This is a genomic window from Microbacterium sp. JB110 (assembly GCF_003335195.1).
Classification (GTDB): Bacteria; Actinomycetota; Actinomycetes; order Actinomycetales; family Microbacteriaceae; genus Microbacterium.
This window is the reverse complement of the sequence record NZ_QPGM01000004.1, coordinates 283,222-299,374: the sequence shown is the minus strand read 5'-3', so window position 1 is coordinate 299,374 and position 16,153 is coordinate 283,222. Positions and strand designations below refer to the sequence as shown.

The window sequence follows — 16,153 nt, the reverse complement described above, 5'->3', positions numbered from 1 at the left end:
TTCCGGTGCCGAACATCGACCGCGAACCGGCCAGAGAAGGTCGATTTCTGACACCGGAGCGGCAACGCGGGACCTACCCGCCCACGCGCCGCGCGGCGAAGGCATCGCCTTCTCGAGTGAGCAGCACCACCTCGCCGTTGAGGATGCGGGGGCAGTCCTGGCCGGTCAGCTCGGAGACGGTGAGCCGGATGAGCGTGCCGTGCGCCACGACGATCGCACTGCGCCCGTCTTCGGCGAGCGCGCGCACCGCGGCCGCACCGCGCGAGACGACGTCGACGATCGGCTCCGCGCCGGGAAAATCCTCGTCCGGCCAGCGCTCGTGCGCCTCGGCCACGGCGACGCCCTCAGCCTCGCCGTATCCGCGTTCGACCAGGGCGTCATCCAGCTCGACGGCGACGTCCCCCACGCAGTCCGAGATGATCTCGGCGGTCTCCCTCGCCCTGCCCAGCGGCGACGCCACGATCCGGTGCCACACCGCAACCGACAGCGCTCGCCCCGTCGCATCCGCCTGCGCGCGACCGTAGCCGTCCAGCGGCACGTCCGTGCGCCCCTGCATTCGGCGGGCACGGTTCCATTCCGTGCGCCCATGGCGCACCAGCGCCAGGCTCACGCGGCGACCGCCTCGCCCGTCGCCCGCACCGCCGACGCGGGCGACGGGTAGACCACCGCATCGTCGACCTGCACGCGCACCCGCTCCCCCACGCGGAGCCGCTCACCGACCACGCGCACGCGCATCTCGAGCCCGGCCCAATCAGCGACCACGTCGCTCCCGGACGGCGCGAACAGCGACGAGCGCACGGTCGCGTCGCCCGACGGGTCGGACACCAGCCGCACGGCGCCTGGTGAGATCGCCGCGCACGCGTCGCCGTCCGGCGTTCCCTGTGCGCAGGCGATGGCGAAGGGATGGCTGTCCGCGCGGAACACGCCGCGCGCAACGGCACCGTCGACGAGCGTCGCATCGGAGAGGAAGCGCGCGACGAACGGCGCCGCTGGTTCGCTCAGCAGCTCCTCGGGGGTGCCGATCTGCTGGATCCTGCCGCCGTCGAGCACCGCCACCCTGTCGGCGAGCGCCATCGCCTCCGCGCGGTCGTGGGTGACGTGGATCACCGTCAGACCCAGCTCACGAGTGAGCGTGTGCAGCTCGAGCCTGAGCCGATCGCGCAGCGGTTCGTCGAGCGCGGAGAGCGCCTCGTCGAGCAGCAGCACCCTCGGCCGGGCGACCAGCGCCCTGGCGAGGGCGATGCGCTGGCGCTGCCCTCCGGAGAGCGTCGCAGGGTCGCGCTGGGCGTACCCCTCCAACCCGACCAGCTCGAGGGTCTCGGCCACACGGACGCGGCGCTCGGCGCGCGGGACGCCCGCGCGCCGCAGCGGGTACTCGACGTTGCGCCCGACGTTCCAGTGCGGCCACACGGCGTGCTGCTGGAACACCATGCCGAGACCCCGTTTCTCCGGCGGATCGAAGTCGCCCCGTCCCGCCACCGCGCGGTCGCCGATCAGAACGGCGCCGGATGAGGGAGGTGTGAACCCTGCGATCGTGCGCAGCAGCGTGGTCTTGCCGGAACCGGACGGGCCGACCAGTGCGAGGAACTCGCCGTCGGCGACGCGCAAGTCGACGTCCTGCAGACCGAGCGCACCGCCGGGGAAGCGGACGAAGACGGAATCGAGGGTGACGGATGACATCCGGATACTCCTAACGGGATCGCCGAGTGACGAGCGAGATGAAGGCGAGGCCGAACACGGCGACGATGAGCGACCAGGCCGACGCAGTGCTGAAGGCGCCGGCCTGCTGGAAGTTGAAGATGGCGACGCCGAGCGTCTGCGAGCCCGGGGACAGCAGGAGGACCGACAGCGTCAGCTCGCGCACGGCGGTCACCGCGACCAGTACTGCTCCGGAGATCGCCGCGGGCAGCGCCATCCGGCAGGTGATGTCGACGAGCGATCGCAGCCGACCGGCGCCCGAGATCCGGGCCGCCTCCTCGGCGCTGGCTGGCGTCGATTCCAGCGGCGCCGCAACGGCCTGCACGACGAGTGCGATGAAGCTGGTCACGTAGGCGCACAGGATCAGCCACGGGGTGTTGAACAGCCCGAGCGACGGTGCCAGCACGAGCCACGCCACCGCGATCACGATGCCCGGCACCGACTGCGGCAGGTTCGCCGTCGCGCCGAGCGCACGGGCCGCGCGAGTGCGGACGCGGGCGACGACCACCCCGATGCCGAGACCGAGCACGCCGCAGACGAGAGCCGCAAGCCCCGCCAGCATGACCGAGTTGCCCGCACCGGTGAGCGCGGTCGTGCTCGTGACCGCGGTGACGAGATGGTCGAGCGTGAGGTTCTCCCACGCGAGCGGAACGCCGGGGGCGCGCAGCAGCGTCTGGGTGGCAAGGGCGATCAGCGGCAGCACCGTCACCGTGAGCACCACGACCCACGTGACGAGCGCCGCCGTCACTCGTGCGCGGCCGAGGCCGACCCGCACGACGACGGCGTTCGACGTGTCGAGCTGGTTCCCTCGCCCCGCGATCAGCGACTGCGCGACGAGCCCGAGCAGTGCGAGGATCAGCACGACGACGCCGATCGTCGCGACGATCGCGAGCGGCTCGTCGACGGTGCCCGACTGCAGGTAGCGGTAGACGAGGGTGGCGAGCGTGACGTACTGCTCAGGCAGGCCGATGATCGACGGGATGCCGAAGTCGGCGAGGTTGCCGACCGCGACGACGATGAACGACGACAGCAGCGCCGGGCGCAGCAGCGGCACCGTGACCGACACGACTGCGCGGAACGGCCCGGCCCCGCTCATCCGGGCCGCCTGCTCGAGGTCGCTCGGAATGCGGCGCAGCGCGGCGGAGACGATCAGCATCACGATGGGATAGCTGTGCACGGTGAGCAGCAGGATGACGCCGTCCTCGCCGTAGATCGACCACAGCGGGGCGCCGAACGCGTCGCGCCAGAACAGATTGACAGGGCTCGTCGGTCCCATGATGCCGAGCCATGCGATCGCACCGACGAACGGCGGCATCAGCAGGGGGCTGAGTGCGAGAAGCCGCAGCGGCCCGCGGGCTGCGATGTCGGTGCGGTCCAGCAGCACGGCGAGCGCGGTGCCGACGACCACCGCGAACACGGCGGAGACGCCGGCCGACACGAAGCTGTTGCGTGCGGCGACGAGCACATCGCCGTCGAGCAGCACGCCGATCTGACTGCCGTCGCCCGCGAGATACAGGATCGCCGCGATCGGCAGCAGCACGAAGAACGCCACCGCAGCCCACAGCGCAGCCGTCAGCCAGCGCGCCCCGTCCGCAGGACCGCCGCGCCCGCGGCCCCGGCGGAGAACCGGGGCCGCGAGACGTGCGCTCAGGGTGCTGTCGGTCACAAGAACAATGAGCGGAAGGTCTCGACGGCCTCGTCCTGCGTGGACTGGATGGTTTCGAGGTCGGGCGAGAGGATGGCGATGTCGTCCATGGCGGGCGCGCCTTCCGGGGTGCCGACGTCGCTGCGGATCGGCAGGTACGACTGCTCGACCGCGAGCTTCTGGCCCTCCTCGCTGACGAGGAAGTCGACGAACGCCTTCGAGACTGCCTCCTCATCCGTGCTGGAGAAGATGCCGACCGGCTGCGAGACGTACGGCACGCCCTCCGACGGGTAGGAGACATCGATCGGCGAGCCCTGCTCCGCGAGCTCGCGCACCAGGTAGTCGACGACGACGCCGACCGGCTGCGCACCGGTGGCGATGGCCTGCGAGGTGGGACCGTTGCTGTCGGCGATGACGGGGCTGTTCTCGGCCAGCTGCTCCATCCATTCCGTGCCGAGCTCCGGCGTGTTCGCCCAGACGGCGGCGTTGTACGCCGCGGCACCGGAGACATCCGGGTTCGGCATCACGATCTGGTCGGCGTACGCACTGTCGGTGAGCTCCTGCCACGACGCCGGCGGCTCGTCGACCATGGTGGTGTTGTACGCGATCACCGTCGGGATGATGCGGGTTCCGGTGTAGTAGCCCTCGGGGTCGACGACATCCGGGTTGATGTTCTCGATGTCGGCCGGGGCGTACTCCAGCAGCAGGTCGTCCGCTGCGTACTCTTCGAAGGTGGCGGCGTCGGCGGCCAGGAACACGTCGGCCTGGATGCCGTCTCCTGCCGCCTGCTCGCTGGCGACACGGGTGGTGAGGTCACCGGTTCCCGCGCGGAAGACCTCGACCGTCACATCCGGGTTCTCCTCGTTGAAGGCCGCGACGACCGCGTCGATCTTCTCCTGCGGCTCCGAGGTGTACAGCGTGATGGAGGAGGGGCCGTCGCCTGCGGCGTCGGCACTGGTGTCGGATGACGAGCATCCGGCGAGCGCCGCACCGGCGACGGCGACGGCGGCGATCGGGGCGAGGCGATGGATCCTGCGAGACATGGTGGTGCCTTCCGTTGGAACGTCGATTGAGGTGGTGGGTGCTCCGGATGACCGATGCCGGTCAGGCGGAGACGGGTTGGGAGAACAGAGGTGCGGGGGTCTCGAGGCTGACGCTGGTGGCCGCGACGCCGCCTGGCAGCAGGTGCACGAGCGAGAACATGGCCTGGTCGTGGCCGCTGACGCGGTCGGGGCCCGCGTTCATCACCTGGTGGTAGGCGAGGGCGGGGCCGACGGAGATCGGCACGCCGCGCAGCGTGGCCGAGAGCGGATGGTGGAAGTGCCCCGCCAGCACCGCCCTGACGTCGCTGTCCGCCAGGGCGTCGAGGAGGCACTGTCCGTCGGCGAGGCCAGCCTTCGCGAGCGCCGGCATGGGTGAGCCGAGCGGCGGGTGGTGCAGCGCGACGACGGTGCCGGCACCGAACGGCTCGCGCACCTGATCTCGCAGCCATGCCAGCTGTTCTGCGCCGAGCGCTCCCGCCGAAGAATCGAGCAGCACGAATCGGAGCCCTGCGACGTGCACGGTTCGGAAGTGCCCTGCGGCGTGGTCGCGCAGGGCGCCTGCGGCACCCGGATCGTCGTGGTTGCCGAGCACGGTCAGCACGGGCACCCCTGCCGCCTGTTCGAGGTCGTCGATGGCGGCCTGCACGCGGGGGTAGGCGGCCGCGTGCCCCCGCTGGATCAGGTCGCCCGTGATGACGATCGCCTCCGGGGTGATCCCCGCCTCCCGCGCGTACGAACCGACGGCACGGAGTCGCTCGATGCCGTCGATCCTGTCGTACAGCAGGCCGTCGCGCGTGGCGTGCACGTCGCTGACGTGCAGCACCGTGAGGCGGCCGGTGGCGCGGCTCATGCCGACACCGCCGCTGGCATGCCCGGCGCGCCGACCGGAGCCGCAGGAGAACCCGAGGCCCGCTTGGCGCGCAGTGCGACGAACTGTGCGTCGGAGAGTCCGTGACGGGCGAGGTAGGCGTCGGCACCGCCGAGCTCGCCGATGACGTCGAGCGCGTGGGTGATGGCGGAGATGGGACTGTCGAGGTGCAGGCGCAGGATCTCGGCGCGATCCGCCGGCGCGGCGTCCTCGGCGATCCTGCGCGCAACGGGCTCGCGCACGGGGCGCACGTACTCACCCGATCGTGCGTAGTCCGCCTCGATGTCCTCGACCGAGACCCCGGATGCGGCGAGCGCGAGCGCGATCACGAGTCCGGTGCGATCCTTGCCGGCCGTGCAGTGCACCAGCGCGGCGCCGTCTGCGTCGGCGACGGCGCCGACTGCCTCGGTCAGTGCACGGCCGCGCTCGCGCAGCAGCCCCTCGTAGATGTTCTCGATCCGCCCCGTCAGCGGTGCCGGCCTGCCGTAGACGGGAAGGCTGCGCACCGGCAGGCCGTGGGAAGGGGATCCTGCCTCGCTCGGCTCACGCAGATCGACGACCGCAGAGACCCCGAGCTCGCGCAGCGTCTCGGCACCGGCCGGCGTGATCAGCTCCGGCGCACCGGAACGGACGAGCCACGTCGGCTCTCCCATCGCGCGGGAGTTGAACAGGCCGTCGATCTCGATCCGCCGCATCCGGATCCTCTCGTGTCGTTACGTGCGTTTCATCTGATGTGAAACGTGGTTACAACGACAGAGTGACCTTCAACAACGACGAGCCGCTGACGCGCGCCTTACGCGCAGGTGAACGCCGGATGAGCCTGCGGTGCCGCGATGCGCCGAGACGCGCCACAGCACCGCGGCCCACCGCTCCGGTACCCGAAACTGCACCAAGGCTCCAGCGGAACCGCACTTCGGGGAACCGGAACCGGGGTGGCGGCCGGCTCAGTCCTCGGTGAGGGCCTCGGCGACGACGTGGCGCATCTCGGCGACGCCGGATCGCGGTGCGAGCGCGGAGTGCAGCGCGTGCAGCACGACGGTGTGGCCGAGGCGCGCGAGGAACGGGTCGACGTCGTGCGCCTCACCGGCCGGACCGGTGGCGACGACGAGGTGAGCGGTGCGGCCGATCGGGGAACGCACGTAGCTGGTGATGACGGCGACTCTCGCGCCGCGGTCGGCAGCGGCCTGGCACGCGCGGAGCGTCTGCACGTTCGCACCGGAGTAGCTCAGCACAAGGCACAAGTCGCCCTCGCCGAGAGTGTGCGCGGCGAACTGCTGCGCGAGCGGGTCGACAGGAGCCTCGACGCCGCGCCCGAGCGTCGACAGCCGCATGGCGAAGTCCTGCAGCGGCGGGCCGGAGAAGCCGTTGCTGACCAGCACGACGCGGCGGGCGTCATCCAGCGCGCGCGCCACCAGTTCGATCTGTGCCGGATCGACGCTCTCCTGCGCCAGGCGCACGGCCTCGACCGCGTCGTCGAAGGTGTTCTGCGCGATGTCGTCCTCGTCGCGCGGCACCATGGGCGCCGAGCGCGCCAGCTCGAGTCGCAGGTGCTGGAAGCCGCGGAAGCCCAGGCTCTGGCAGGCGCGGATGACGGTTGCCGTCGACGTGCCTGCGGCCTCCGCGAGTTCGGCCGTCGACCAGCCGACCACGTCATCCGGGCGCTCGATCACGACGTCCGCGACGCGTGCCTCGCTCGGCCCGAGCGACGACAGCGCGCTGCGCACGCGGGTGAGCACGCTCAGGGCGGGGCGGGCGATCGTCATCTGGGCACTCCGTGGGATGGGTGACGCGGCACCAGCCCAATCTATCCGCCGGCCGCCCCCTCCCCCGAGTCGACGGCCGGAATCGCTCGGACAGGACACCCGGGATCGTGCGAACGGTCAGGCCGTACCGGAATCGTGAGACCGCTTCGGTTCGGGCTGGGGCTGCGTGAAGATCACCACGACGATGACCGCGACACCCACGACCACGTGCGGCAGCCAGACGTTCACCGCATTGTCGGCGAAGCCGAACAACCAGGGCGAAACCGCAAGGAAGACGCTGGCGACGATGTCGAACACCAGGTGCACGGGCATGGGAATGAGACCGAACGGGCCCCACTCATAGCGGGTGAACAGGCTGTAGACGATCAGGCCGACGCCGAGCACGATGGGGATGATCATCGCTGCGCCGCCGATGTCTGCGAAGCCGAACAGCCACGGCGCGGCGATCAGCGCGATGCCGACGAGATAGTCCAGAACGCCGTGGACCTTGGTGGGGATGAAACGCATGATTCCTCCTTTGACAGGAGCCGCGATCAACGGCTCACTGCTGATTCGGCACCGTCGCGTTCCTGGATTGGAACGGCGCAGCCGCATCGGCGTCCTGCTCCCGCCGGGCGGAACTTCTCCTGGCTTCCCCTGAACGTTCTCAGGCGTGTCGGGCGCGCGTCACACGCCCGATCTTCTCGGCGCGACCGCTTCCCCCACGAGCGAGCCGAACGCCTCAGCGGCGGGAGCGGCGAGCGCGTTCATCCAGGTGCGGAACGCCTCGACGGTGCGCGGGGCGGGCCAGTCGGGGTCGAGGAACTCCTGCGGCAGACGCGGATCGGTGCGCTGCAGCGTGAGCCAGTCCGCCACCAGCGCCGTCTGGTCGACGAGCGGCTGCTCCAGCGACGGCTCGCCGCCCCATTCGCGCAGGAACAGTTCGTGCTGTGCCCGGATCTCCGCGAGGTCCCACGCGTCGGCGACCGCCGGCGCGACGGGGAACGACGTCAGTTCATGCGCGCGGAAGGCGACGACCGCGCCATCCGGCAGATCCGGTTGCAGCCGCGCCAGGGCGGTGGTGAGGTCGACCTCGCCCGGCGCGATCCAGAGCCCGTCTCGCACCGCCCCGAAACCCTCCCACAGCAGGGCCGCGCGCAGCCTGTGCCTGGTGTGGCGATGCTTCTCCGACAGCGCGAAGGTGACCAGCGTCCACCCGTCACCGGTCGGTTCGAATGGTCGCGGGCCGTGCACCCGCGCCGATGCGCCCCGGATGACCCGCCTGGCGTGCGCGGTCGGACGGAAGGCGACTTCGCGGCCGTCCTTGCGCCGTTCGAGCATGCCGACCACGACCATCCGATCGAGCGTCGCCCGCGCGGTCGCCTGCCCGATGCCGGCGCCGGAGAGCACCTCGAGGAAGGTCGCCGCCCTGATCCAGTCGTCGTGCTCGTCGACGACGTGGTTGCCCAGCAGCGACAGCAGCAGGCGCCTCGGCTTCCGGCTGCGCATCGTCACGATGGTCACGCTACCGGCCGCACCGCCTCGCCGCGCTTGGCCCGCTGGATCTGCTCGTACACGTGCGTGCGCAGCTCCGTGAACCGCGGCAGGGCGCGGGTGGTGATCTGGTCGCGTTCGTCGTCGAGGTCGATGTGCAGATCCTCCTGCACCCAGGTCGGCGACTTCGACAGCACGATCACGCGCTCGCCGAGATAGACGGATTCGTCGATGTCGTGCGTGACGAACAGGATCGACATGCCGCGCTCGCGGTGCAGACGGCGCACCAGATCCTCAAGGTCGGCGCGCGTCTGGGCGTCGACGGCGGCGAACGGCTCGTCCATGATGAGCACCTCAGGCTGATACGCCACGGCGCGGGCGATCGCCACGCGCTGCTGCATACCGCCGGAGAGCTGCCACGGGTAGGTGTCCGCCGCGTGGTCGAGACCAACGGCCGTGAGCGCGTCCATCACGAGTTCCTCGCGCTCGGTGCGCTGCAGCTTCTTGTGCCGCAGCGGCAGCTCGACGTTGCCGCGCACCGTGAGCCACGGGTACAGGCTGCGGCCGTACTCCTGGAACACGAGCGCCATGTTGGGCGGCGGCGAGACGACCTTCTTGCCGTCGAGCTCGACGTTGCCGGATGTCGGAGCCAGCAGACCCGAGATGCACTTCAGCAGCGTGGTCTTGCCGCATCCGGACGGCCCGACGATGCAGATCAGCTCACCGCTTCCCATCTCGAAGCCGATGTCGCCGATCGCCTCCACCGAACCGGTCGCCGACTCGTACACCTTGCGAAGGCTCGAGACCTTCAGAAGCGCTTCAGGCACGCTCCACCTCCTTGAGACCGTGGTACCAGCGCAGCACTCGGCGCTCGGCGAAGCCGAACAGCACCGCGAGCACCACCCCGATCAGACCGAGCAGCACGATGCCGCTCCACATCTCGGGGATGAGGTAGTTGCGCTGGAAGTACTGGATCCGGTACCCGAATCCGGATGACGAGTTGAACATCTCGCTGATCACCATCAGGATCAGCGCGACCGAGAGGGCCTGGCGGATGCCGGCCATGATGCGCGGGCTCGCGGCGGGCAGCAGCAGGTAGCGCAGCCGCTCCGCCGACGTGAGCGAGTACGACCGCCCGGTCTCGGTCATCACTGAGTCGACGCTGCGGATGCCGTCGATCGTGTTGAGCAGGACCGGCCAGATCGATCCGGCCACGATCAGGATCACCTTGCCGGTGTCGAACGGGCCGAACAGCAGCGTCACGACGGGGATCAGCACCGGCGGCGGCACCGCACGGAAGAACTCGAGCACCGGCTCCGACAGTTCGCGCAGCCACCTGACCAGGCCGATCAGGGTGCCGAGCGCGACCCCGACGACGATGGCGAGCACGATGCCCAGTCCCAAGCGCCACAGGCTGGGCAGCACATCCTCGACGAAGGCCGGGCCGATCCAGGTGTCGACGAACGCCTGCGCGATCACGATGGGCGATGGGAAGAACTGCGCAGGTGCTGCCGTTCCCCACACACCCCAGACCAGCAGCAGCAGAATCGGCAGGCCGAGGGCGAAACCTGCGCTCTCGAAGAACCTGCGCGCCCGTTCGGCTCCCCGGCGGGGCGTGACGACGGTCGTCGTGTAGAGCGTCACAGCACTTCCTCCCCTCTTACCGACTGATGCCAGCCGAGCGACCGGCGTTCGATCATCCGGAACACCATGTTGATGATGAGGCCGAGCAGACCCGTGACGACGATGACCGCGTAGACGCCGGCCCAGTCGCCCGATGACTGCAGCAGCACGAGCCTGCCGCCCAGCCCCGTCGCGGTGATCAGCATCTCGCCGGTCACCGACAGGATGAGCGCGACGGATGCCGCCAGACGCAGCCCGGTGAACAGGTAGGGCAGTGCGGTCGGCAGCACGACGCGGAACATCTGCTCGCTGCGGGTGAGGCCGAAGCTGCGCGCCGTGTCACGGGCGACGGTGTCGACGTCGGCGACGCCGTAGAGCACCTGTACGAAGATCTGCCAGAAGCTGGCGTAGACGATCAGCATGAGCGTGGCCGGCAGCTGCAGACCGAACACCAGCACCGCGATGGGGATGAGCGCAACCGACGGCACGGGACGGAGGAACTCGACCGTGGTGTGGGTCGCGCGCCGCAGGAACGGCACCAGCCCGATCACGGTGCCGAGCACGACCGCCGCAGCCGCGGAGATCACCAGGCCGATGATCCAGCCGCGCAGCGTGCGGCCCACGTTCCGCCAGAACTCGAGGTCGAGCGTGTCGCTGCCGAGCCTCGCGAGGGTGTCCGTGGCGTACGGCAGGTACTGCGGGTCGACCAGGCCGACCATGGGCAGCAGCTGCCACGCCGCCAAGAACAGCACGACGCCGAGGGTGCCGAGCAGGATCTTGCGCGTCTGACGCACACCGGCTCCTTTCGGGTGAGGGGAGTGTGCGCGCTACTCGGTGACCAGCTCGTCGAGGCTCGGCTCGCCGTCGAGCACGCTGTAGTCGATGCCCAGATCGATCAGCGACTGCAGATCATCCGTGTCGAGCTCGGTCGTGAACTCCGGAAGCACGATGCCGTCGACGACCTCGGCGGGGATCTCGAGGTTGCTCGCGATCGCCTCGCGCACGGCGTCCTCGTTCTCGGCGGCGAACTGCAGCGCCTCGTCGAGCGCAGCGGACCAGTCCTCGATCAGCTCCGGGTCGCGGTCGAGCACCTCGGTCGAGGTGACGTTGGTGAGAACCGTCAGGCCGGGGATCGTCGCCTGGTACGGGTAGACGAGGTCGGCACCGCCGGCGTCGACGACCTGGTTGCGGAAGGGGTCGGGCGCCCACGCGGCGTCGATGTTGCCCGCATCGAGCTGGGCAGGCACCTCAGGGAAGGCGACCTCGACGAACTCGATGGTCGAGGAGTCGCCGCCCGCGTCGTCGACGGCCTTCATGATCGTGACGTCGCCGGCCGCCCCGAGGGAGTTCACCGAGACGCGCTTGCCGCTGAGATCGGCGAGGTCGGTGATGCCGGAGTCAGCACCGGCGACCACGGAGTTGACGTCTTCGCCCTCAGCGTTGCTGTTCGCGTAGTTGCCGATGATCCGGATGGGCAGGTCGGCCAGGTTGGCGCGGAAGGCGCCGAACGGCTGGGCGATCGCGATGTCGATGTCGCCGTTCTGCAGCGCAGGGATCGCCTGGGCGCCGCCCTGCGAGGGGATGATCTCGAGTTCGAGGCCGTGGTCGGCGAAGATGCCCTCCGTCTCGGCGGCCCAGATGGCGCCGGTCTCGGCGATCGGCAGTGCGGCGACGCGCACGGTGCGCAGGTCGCCGCTGTCGCCGTCGCCTGATCCGTTCGAATCGGGGTCAGCCGCGGAGTCGGTGCAGCCGGTGAATGCGAGTGCCGCAACGCCCAGGGCGGCGATGACAGGCAGGGTCTTCCTCATGATGCGGCCTCCATTGGCTCGGGTACACGCTGTTGTGTGAGATTCATCATGCATGTCAGCACGGACCAAAGTCAAAGATCTTTATCCGTGCGTGATGAAAATGTGAAACTTCGATCGGATCCGGCCCGTTTCCGTCTCACGAAACTTTCCCGGAACTGCCCCTGGACAATCCCTATGGTCATAGGTATTGTCCTCATTGACGGCCACGCCGCGGTGGCGTCGTTACCCGGAAGGAAACCCTGTGACTGCTCAGGCGAAGCTCATCGACGACTTCTCGCTCGAGATGACCGGCAAGGACGTGCCTGGTCTGCTCGAGGCACAGCACGCGATTCCGCAGGGAACGCGCATCAATGTGACGTTCTTGGGGAACGAAGACCTGGAGATGCGTGTGGCGGCGGCGAAGGCCGTGAAGGAGGCCGGATTCGTGCCGGTGCCGCACATCTCGGCCCGCCGGATCGGCTCTGAGGCTCAGCTGCGCGAGTTCCTGGCGGCGCTGCAGGAGGTCGGGGCCAGCGAGCACGTGTTCGCGGTCGGCGGCGACCCGGCCACGCCCGAGGGTCCGTACGACAGTGCGTATGACCTGATCCGCAGCGGTGTGCTGCCGGAGTACGGCGTGAAGGAGGTGTCGATCTCTGGCTACCCGGAGGGGCACCCCGACATCTCGGACGAGCTGCTCTGGGAGCACCTGGAGAAGAAGGCGTCCTCGCTCAAGGAGCAGGGCCTGGGTGCGGTCATCCTGACGCAGTTCGGCTTCGACACGGAGCCTGTCGAGAACTGGATCGACCGGGTGCGCGGCCTGGGCATCGACGCCACGATCCGGATCGGCACGCCGGGGCCTGCGGGCATCAAGCGTCTGCTGAACTTCGCCCGTCGTTTCGGGATCGGGGCGAACGCGATGATCGTGAAGAAGTACGGGTTCTCGCTGACGAACCTGATGGGAACGGCTGGGCCCGACCGCTTCATCACGGATCTGGCGGACCGGAACGCGGCGAACCCGGCCTCAGGCGACGTGAAGCTGCACTTCTACACCTTCGGCGGTCTCAAGGCCACGGCCGAGTGGGCCGAGAAGTTCGCCGCCAAGGTTGCGTAAGGATGGCGTTATGACCGACAACATTCCCCAGCTCATCGACCACGCCTGCCTCGTCGTGGACGGTCCGGATCATCCGGGCATCGTCGAGACGGTCTCCGCCCTGATCAATCGCAACAAGGGCAACATCATCTCGCTGGACCAGCACTCCACCGACCCTGAAGACGGGCACTTCTTCCAGCGCGTGGTGTTCCACCGCACCGACTTCGTCGCCGCCCAGCCCGACATCGCAGCCGACCTGGCCGCGACGCTGGAACCGCTGGGCATGACATGGAAGCTGCAGGACATGTCCATTCGGAAGCGGATGGCGATCCTGGCCTCGAAGAGCGACCACTGCCTGCTCGAACTGCTGTGGCGCCACCGCCGCGGCGAGCTGCCCGTGTCGATCCCGATGGTGATCTCCAACCACACAGACGTCGCCGACGACGTGCGCACCTTCGGCATCCCGTTCTTCCACGTGCCCTCACAGCAGGGTGCGGACAAGTCGCAGTCCGAAGCCGAGATCCTCCGACTTCTCGACGGGAACGTCGACTTCGTCGTCCTCGCCCGCTACATGCAGGTCATCTCCGACTCGTTCCTCGAGAAGGTCGGCGTGCCGGTGATCAACATCCACCACTCGTTCCTGCCCGCCTTCATCGGCGCCGGCCCCTACCGCAAGGCCAAGGAACGCGGCGTGAAGCTGATCGGCGCGACCGCGCACTACGTCACGGAAGAGCTCGACGAGGGCCCCATCATCGAGCAGGACGTCGCCCGCGTCGACCACGCGATGACCGCCCTCGACATGCAGAAGCGCGGCGCCTACGTCGAACGCGCCGTGCTCTCCCGCGCCGTGCAATGGCACGCAGAAGACCGCGTCATCCGACACGGCAACCACACCATCGTCTTCAACTCCTGACCCGATAGACCCACTACGAAATCCACAGAAAGGTTCACCGTGGCACCTCAGAATCTCCAGCAGGCCATCGATGCGGCTGGCAACTCGGTCGAGTTGCTCCGCAACTCGCAGATCGGCTCGTACATCTACCCGGTCGTTCCGGCCGACTTCCAGAACTGGATCAAGGAGCAGAAGGCGTGGCGTGACACCGCCGTGCTCTACGACCAGTCGCACCACATGGACAACGTCTTCCTGAAGGGCTCCGACGCGATCAAGCTCATCAGCGACACCGCGATCAACTCGGTGGCGAACTTCGCCGTCGACAAGGCCAAGCAGTACGTGCCGACCACGGCATCCGGCCACGTCATCGGCGACGGCATCCTGTTCCGCGAGGCCGAGGACGAGTACGTCTACGTCGGCCGCGCTCCCGCGTCGAACTGGCTCTGGTACCACGGCGAGACCGGCGACTACAAGAACCTCGAGCTGACGGTCGACCGCCGCTCGCCCTCGCGCCCGTACGGCCACGCCGTCGAGCGCCGCTACTACCGCTTCCAGATCCAGGGCCCGCAGGCCTGGAACGTCATCGAGAAGCTGAACGGCGGTCCGCTCGAGCAGCTGAGGTTCTTCAACATGTCGACGATGACCATCGCCGGCAAGTCGGTCCGCACGCTGCGCCACGGCATGGCAGGCGCCCCCGGCCTCGAGATCTGGGGCCCGTACGAGGACCACGACATCATCCGCGACACGATCGTCGAGGCCGGCGCCGAGTTCGGCCTGGTTCCCGTCGGTTCGCGCGCCTACCCGTCGAACACGCTGGAGTCGGGCTGGATCCCCTCGCCGCTGCCCGCCGTGTACAGCGGCGAGGCCGAGGCCGGCTACCGCAAGTGGCTCGGCGCCGACAGCTACGAGGCGACGGGCACGCTCGCCGGCTCGTTCGTGTCGGACAACATCGAGGACTACTACCTCACTCCGTGGGAGCTCGGCTACGGCCCGTTCGTGAAGTTCGACCACGACTTCATCGGTCGCGACGCGCTGGAGAAGGTCGACCCGGCCACGCAGCGCCGCAAGGTCACGCTCGAGTGGAACGCCGAAGATCTCGGCAAGGTGTGGACGTCGCTGCTGAACGTCGACGGCCCGAACTACAAGTTCTTCGACCTGCCGCTGGCGAACTACGGCTCGGCGAACTACGACTCGGTCGTCGACGCGGACGGCAACAACGTCGGCTTCTCGATGTTCACCGGCTACAGCTCGAACGAGCGCCGCGGCCTGTCGCTCGGCACGGTCAACCCTGATGTGCCGGACGGTGCAGAGGTCAAGGTCGTCTGGGGCGAGCCCAACGGCGGCACCAGCAAGGCGTCGGTCGAGAAGCACGAGCAGACCGAGGTCCGCGCGGTCGTCAGCCCGGTTCCGTTCTCGTCGGTCGCCCGCGAGACCTACCAGGGCGGATGGCGCACCGGTTACACCAAGTGACGCGGTGAGATCCGGATGACCGGAAACGGACGTCCGGGTCAATAAGCTCGAGGGGGTCCGGGTGACGCAAGTCGCTCGGGCCCCCTTCGCACATCGGCCGGTGCCGCAGCGAAGCCACCAGCCGCAGAAAGGACCTTCTCCCGCTCATGAGCCTTCGATACGCTCTTCTCGCTCTGCTGCGCGTCGGCCCCCAGTCGGGGTACGACCTGCAGAAGAAGTTCGACACCTCGGTGGGGCATCTGTGGCACGCGCCGGACAGCCAGATCTACCCCGAGCTGCGCAAGATGGAGGCAGCGGGCCTCGTCGAGGCGGAGGAGCAGACCCGCGGCGAGCGCGGCAGGCGACGGATGTACCACGTCACGCCGACGGGCGAGAGCGACTACCTCGGTTGGATGAACGGGCCGCTGTCCTACTCGCGGGTGCGAGAGCCCGCGACGCTGAAGGCGTCATACCTCGAGAACGCGGACCAGAGCGCCGCTCGCGCCTTCTTCCGCGACCACATCGAGCACTGGCGGGGTGAGCTCGCACAGTGGGAGGCGGAGCTCGAGCGCGTCCAGGCGCGGGCGACGCCGATGCTGCGCGACCGCCTCGAGGTCACTCCCCGCGAGGACCACGCCCGCGTCGTCGCCTTCAAGCGCCTCGGCTACGAGAACCTCGTCGCCAGAGCCCGCGGTGAGATCGAATGGGCCTCCAGCGGCCTGGCCCTGCTCGACGAGCTGGGGTACGCAGAGTAGTACGCCGACACGGCTCATGGCCGTTCGGGCCGCGCAGAAGCAGACCAATGTGACATTTAGGTTAGCC

At 69.0% G+C, this 16,153-nt stretch carries 16 protein-coding genes and 1 pseudogene; 4 read left to right on the top strand and 13 right to left on the bottom strand.

What is annotated here, in order from left to right:
- Positions 1 to 73 precede the first annotated feature (73 nt).
- The 13 genes and pseudogenes from CIK77_RS09785 to CIK77_RS09725 all read right to left on the bottom strand — a co-directional run bounded on the left by CIK77_RS09785 (position 74) and on the right by CIK77_RS09725 (position 11,921).
- Positions 74 to 610, bottom strand: a complete 537-nt coding sequence (locus CIK77_RS09785) for a histidine phosphatase family protein (protein ID WP_087055775.1) — start codon at positions 608 to 610, stop codon at positions 74 to 76.
- A gap of 584 nt (positions 611 to 1,194) precedes the next feature.
- Positions 1,195 to 1,680: pseudogene (locus CIK77_RS18345) on the bottom strand (ABC transporter ATP-binding protein); the annotation flags it as partial.
- A gap of 10 nt (positions 1,681 to 1,690) precedes the next feature.
- On the bottom strand, positions 1,691 to 3,364 hold the full coding sequence (locus CIK77_RS09775) for an ABC transporter permease (protein ID WP_249268664.1): 1,674 nt from the start codon (positions 3,362 to 3,364) through the stop codon (positions 1,691 to 1,693).
- Positions 3,361 to 4,386, bottom strand: coding sequence for an ABC transporter substrate-binding protein (locus CIK77_RS09770; RefSeq protein WP_087055777.1), 1,026 nt, complete (start codon positions 4,384 to 4,386; stop codon positions 3,361 to 3,363). The genes CIK77_RS09775 and CIK77_RS09770 overlap by 4 nt, the downstream gene beginning before the upstream one ends.
- Positions 4,387 to 4,447: 61 nt before the next feature.
- On the bottom strand, positions 4,448 to 5,236 hold the full coding sequence (locus CIK77_RS09765; protein WP_087055778.1) for a metallophosphoesterase family protein: 789 nt from the start codon (positions 5,234 to 5,236) through the stop codon (positions 4,448 to 4,450).
- Complete coding sequence (locus CIK77_RS09760) at positions 5,233 to 5,949, bottom strand: tyrosine-protein phosphatase (protein WP_087055779.1); 717 nt, start codon at positions 5,947 to 5,949, stop codon at positions 5,233 to 5,235. The genes CIK77_RS09765 and CIK77_RS09760 overlap by 4 nt, the downstream gene beginning before the upstream one ends.
- Positions 5,950 to 6,198: 249 nt before the next feature.
- A complete protein-coding gene (locus tag CIK77_RS09755) occupies positions 6,199 to 7,017 on the bottom strand; it encodes a MurR/RpiR family transcriptional regulator (RefSeq protein WP_087055780.1) in 819 nt (272 codons plus the stop codon).
- A 117-nt stretch (positions 7,018 to 7,134) separates the two neighbouring features.
- Positions 7,135 to 7,524, bottom strand: a complete 390-nt coding sequence (locus tag CIK77_RS09750) for an SPW repeat domain-containing protein (RefSeq protein ID WP_087055781.1) — start codon at positions 7,522 to 7,524, stop codon at positions 7,135 to 7,137.
- A gap of 159 nt (positions 7,525 to 7,683) precedes the next feature.
- Complete coding sequence (locus tag CIK77_RS09745) at positions 7,684 to 8,505, bottom strand: PaaX family transcriptional regulator (RefSeq protein WP_249268674.1); 822 nt, start codon at positions 8,503 to 8,505, stop codon at positions 7,684 to 7,686.
- Positions 8,506 to 8,516: 11 nt separating this feature from the next.
- The gene (locus CIK77_RS09740; protein WP_087055783.1) at positions 8,517 to 9,317 is read right to left on the bottom strand and encodes an ABC transporter ATP-binding protein; all 801 of its coding nucleotides are present in this window, start codon (positions 9,315 to 9,317) and stop codon (positions 8,517 to 8,519) included.
- Complete coding sequence (locus CIK77_RS09735; protein WP_087055784.1) at positions 9,310 to 10,134, bottom strand: ABC transporter permease; 825 nt, start codon at positions 10,132 to 10,134, stop codon at positions 9,310 to 9,312. Before CIK77_RS09735 ends, CIK77_RS09740 begins: the two co-directional genes overlap by 8 nt.
- Complete coding sequence (locus tag CIK77_RS09730; protein ID WP_249268665.1) at positions 10,131 to 10,907, bottom strand: ABC transporter permease; 777 nt, start codon at positions 10,905 to 10,907, stop codon at positions 10,131 to 10,133. Before CIK77_RS09730 ends, CIK77_RS09735 begins: the two co-directional genes overlap by 4 nt.
- 33 nt (positions 10,908 to 10,940) lie before the next feature.
- Positions 10,941 to 11,921, bottom strand: coding sequence for an ABC transporter substrate-binding protein (locus CIK77_RS09725; RefSeq protein ID WP_087055785.1), 981 nt, complete (start codon positions 11,919 to 11,921; stop codon positions 10,941 to 10,943).
- Between the two features lie 283 nt (positions 11,922 to 12,204).
- Between CIK77_RS09725 and CIK77_RS09720 the strand changes: the two genes are divergently transcribed.
- From CIK77_RS09720 to CIK77_RS09705, 4 genes are all read left to right on the top strand, one after another.
- Complete coding sequence (locus CIK77_RS09720) at positions 12,205 to 13,011, top strand: methylenetetrahydrofolate reductase (protein ID WP_087055913.1); 807 nt, start codon at positions 12,205 to 12,207, stop codon at positions 13,009 to 13,011.
- A gap of 10 nt (positions 13,012 to 13,021) precedes the next feature.
- On the top strand, positions 13,022 to 13,903 hold the full coding sequence (gene purU / locus CIK77_RS09715) for a formyltetrahydrofolate deformylase (protein ID WP_087055786.1): 882 nt from the start codon (positions 13,022 to 13,024) through the stop codon (positions 13,901 to 13,903).
- Positions 13,904 to 13,942: 39 nt separating this feature from the next.
- A complete protein-coding gene (gene ligM, locus CIK77_RS09710) occupies positions 13,943 to 15,352 on the top strand; it encodes a vanillate/3-O-methylgallate O-demethylase (RefSeq protein WP_087055787.1) in 1,410 nt (469 codons plus the stop codon).
- A gap of 146 nt (positions 15,353 to 15,498) precedes the next feature.
- Positions 15,499 to 16,086: a PadR family transcriptional regulator gene (locus CIK77_RS09705; protein ID WP_087055788.1), complete on the top strand. Its 588-nt coding sequence runs from the start codon at positions 15,499 to 15,501 to the stop codon at positions 16,084 to 16,086.
- Positions 16,087 to 16,153: the final 67 nt, after the last annotated feature.

What these genes read in the sequence shown, in the direction of transcription:
- CIK77_RS09705 (WP_087055788.1), top strand. Translation starts at nt 15,499, where the DNA reads ATGAGCCTTCGATACGCTCTTCTCGCTCTGCTGCGCGTCGGCCCCCAG.
- CIK77_RS09770 (WP_087055777.1), bottom strand. Translation starts at nt 4,386, where the DNA reads ATGTCTCGCAGGATCCATCGCCTCGCCCCGATCGCCGCCGTCGCCGTC.
- CIK77_RS09720 (WP_087055913.1), top strand. Translation starts at nt 12,205, where the DNA reads ATGACCGGCAAGGACGTGCCTGGTCTGCTCGAGGCACAGCACGCGATT.
- CIK77_RS09765 (WP_087055778.1), bottom strand. Translation starts at nt 5,236, where the DNA reads ATGAGCCGCGCCACCGGCCGCCTCACGGTGCTGCACGTCAGCGACGTG.
- CIK77_RS09725 (WP_087055785.1), bottom strand. Translation starts at nt 11,921, where the DNA reads ATGAGGAAGACCCTGCCTGTCATCGCCGCCCTGGGCGTTGCGGCACTC.
- CIK77_RS09750 (WP_087055781.1), bottom strand. Translation starts at nt 7,524, where the DNA reads ATGCGTTTCATCCCCACCAAGGTCCACGGCGTTCTGGACTATCTCGTC.
- purU (WP_087055786.1), top strand. Translation starts at nt 13,022, where the DNA reads ATGACCGACAACATTCCCCAGCTCATCGACCACGCCTGCCTCGTCGTG.
- CIK77_RS09755 (WP_087055780.1), bottom strand. Translation starts at nt 7,017, where the DNA reads ATGACGATCGCCCGCCCCGCCCTGAGCGTGCTCACCCGCGTGCGCAGC.
- CIK77_RS09745 (WP_249268674.1), bottom strand. Translation starts at nt 8,505, where the DNA reads ATGCGCAGCCGGAAGCCGAGGCGCCTGCTGCTGTCGCTGCTGGGCAAC.
- CIK77_RS09760 (WP_087055779.1), bottom strand. Translation starts at nt 5,949, where the DNA reads ATGCGGCGGATCGAGATCGACGGCCTGTTCAACTCCCGCGCGATGGGA.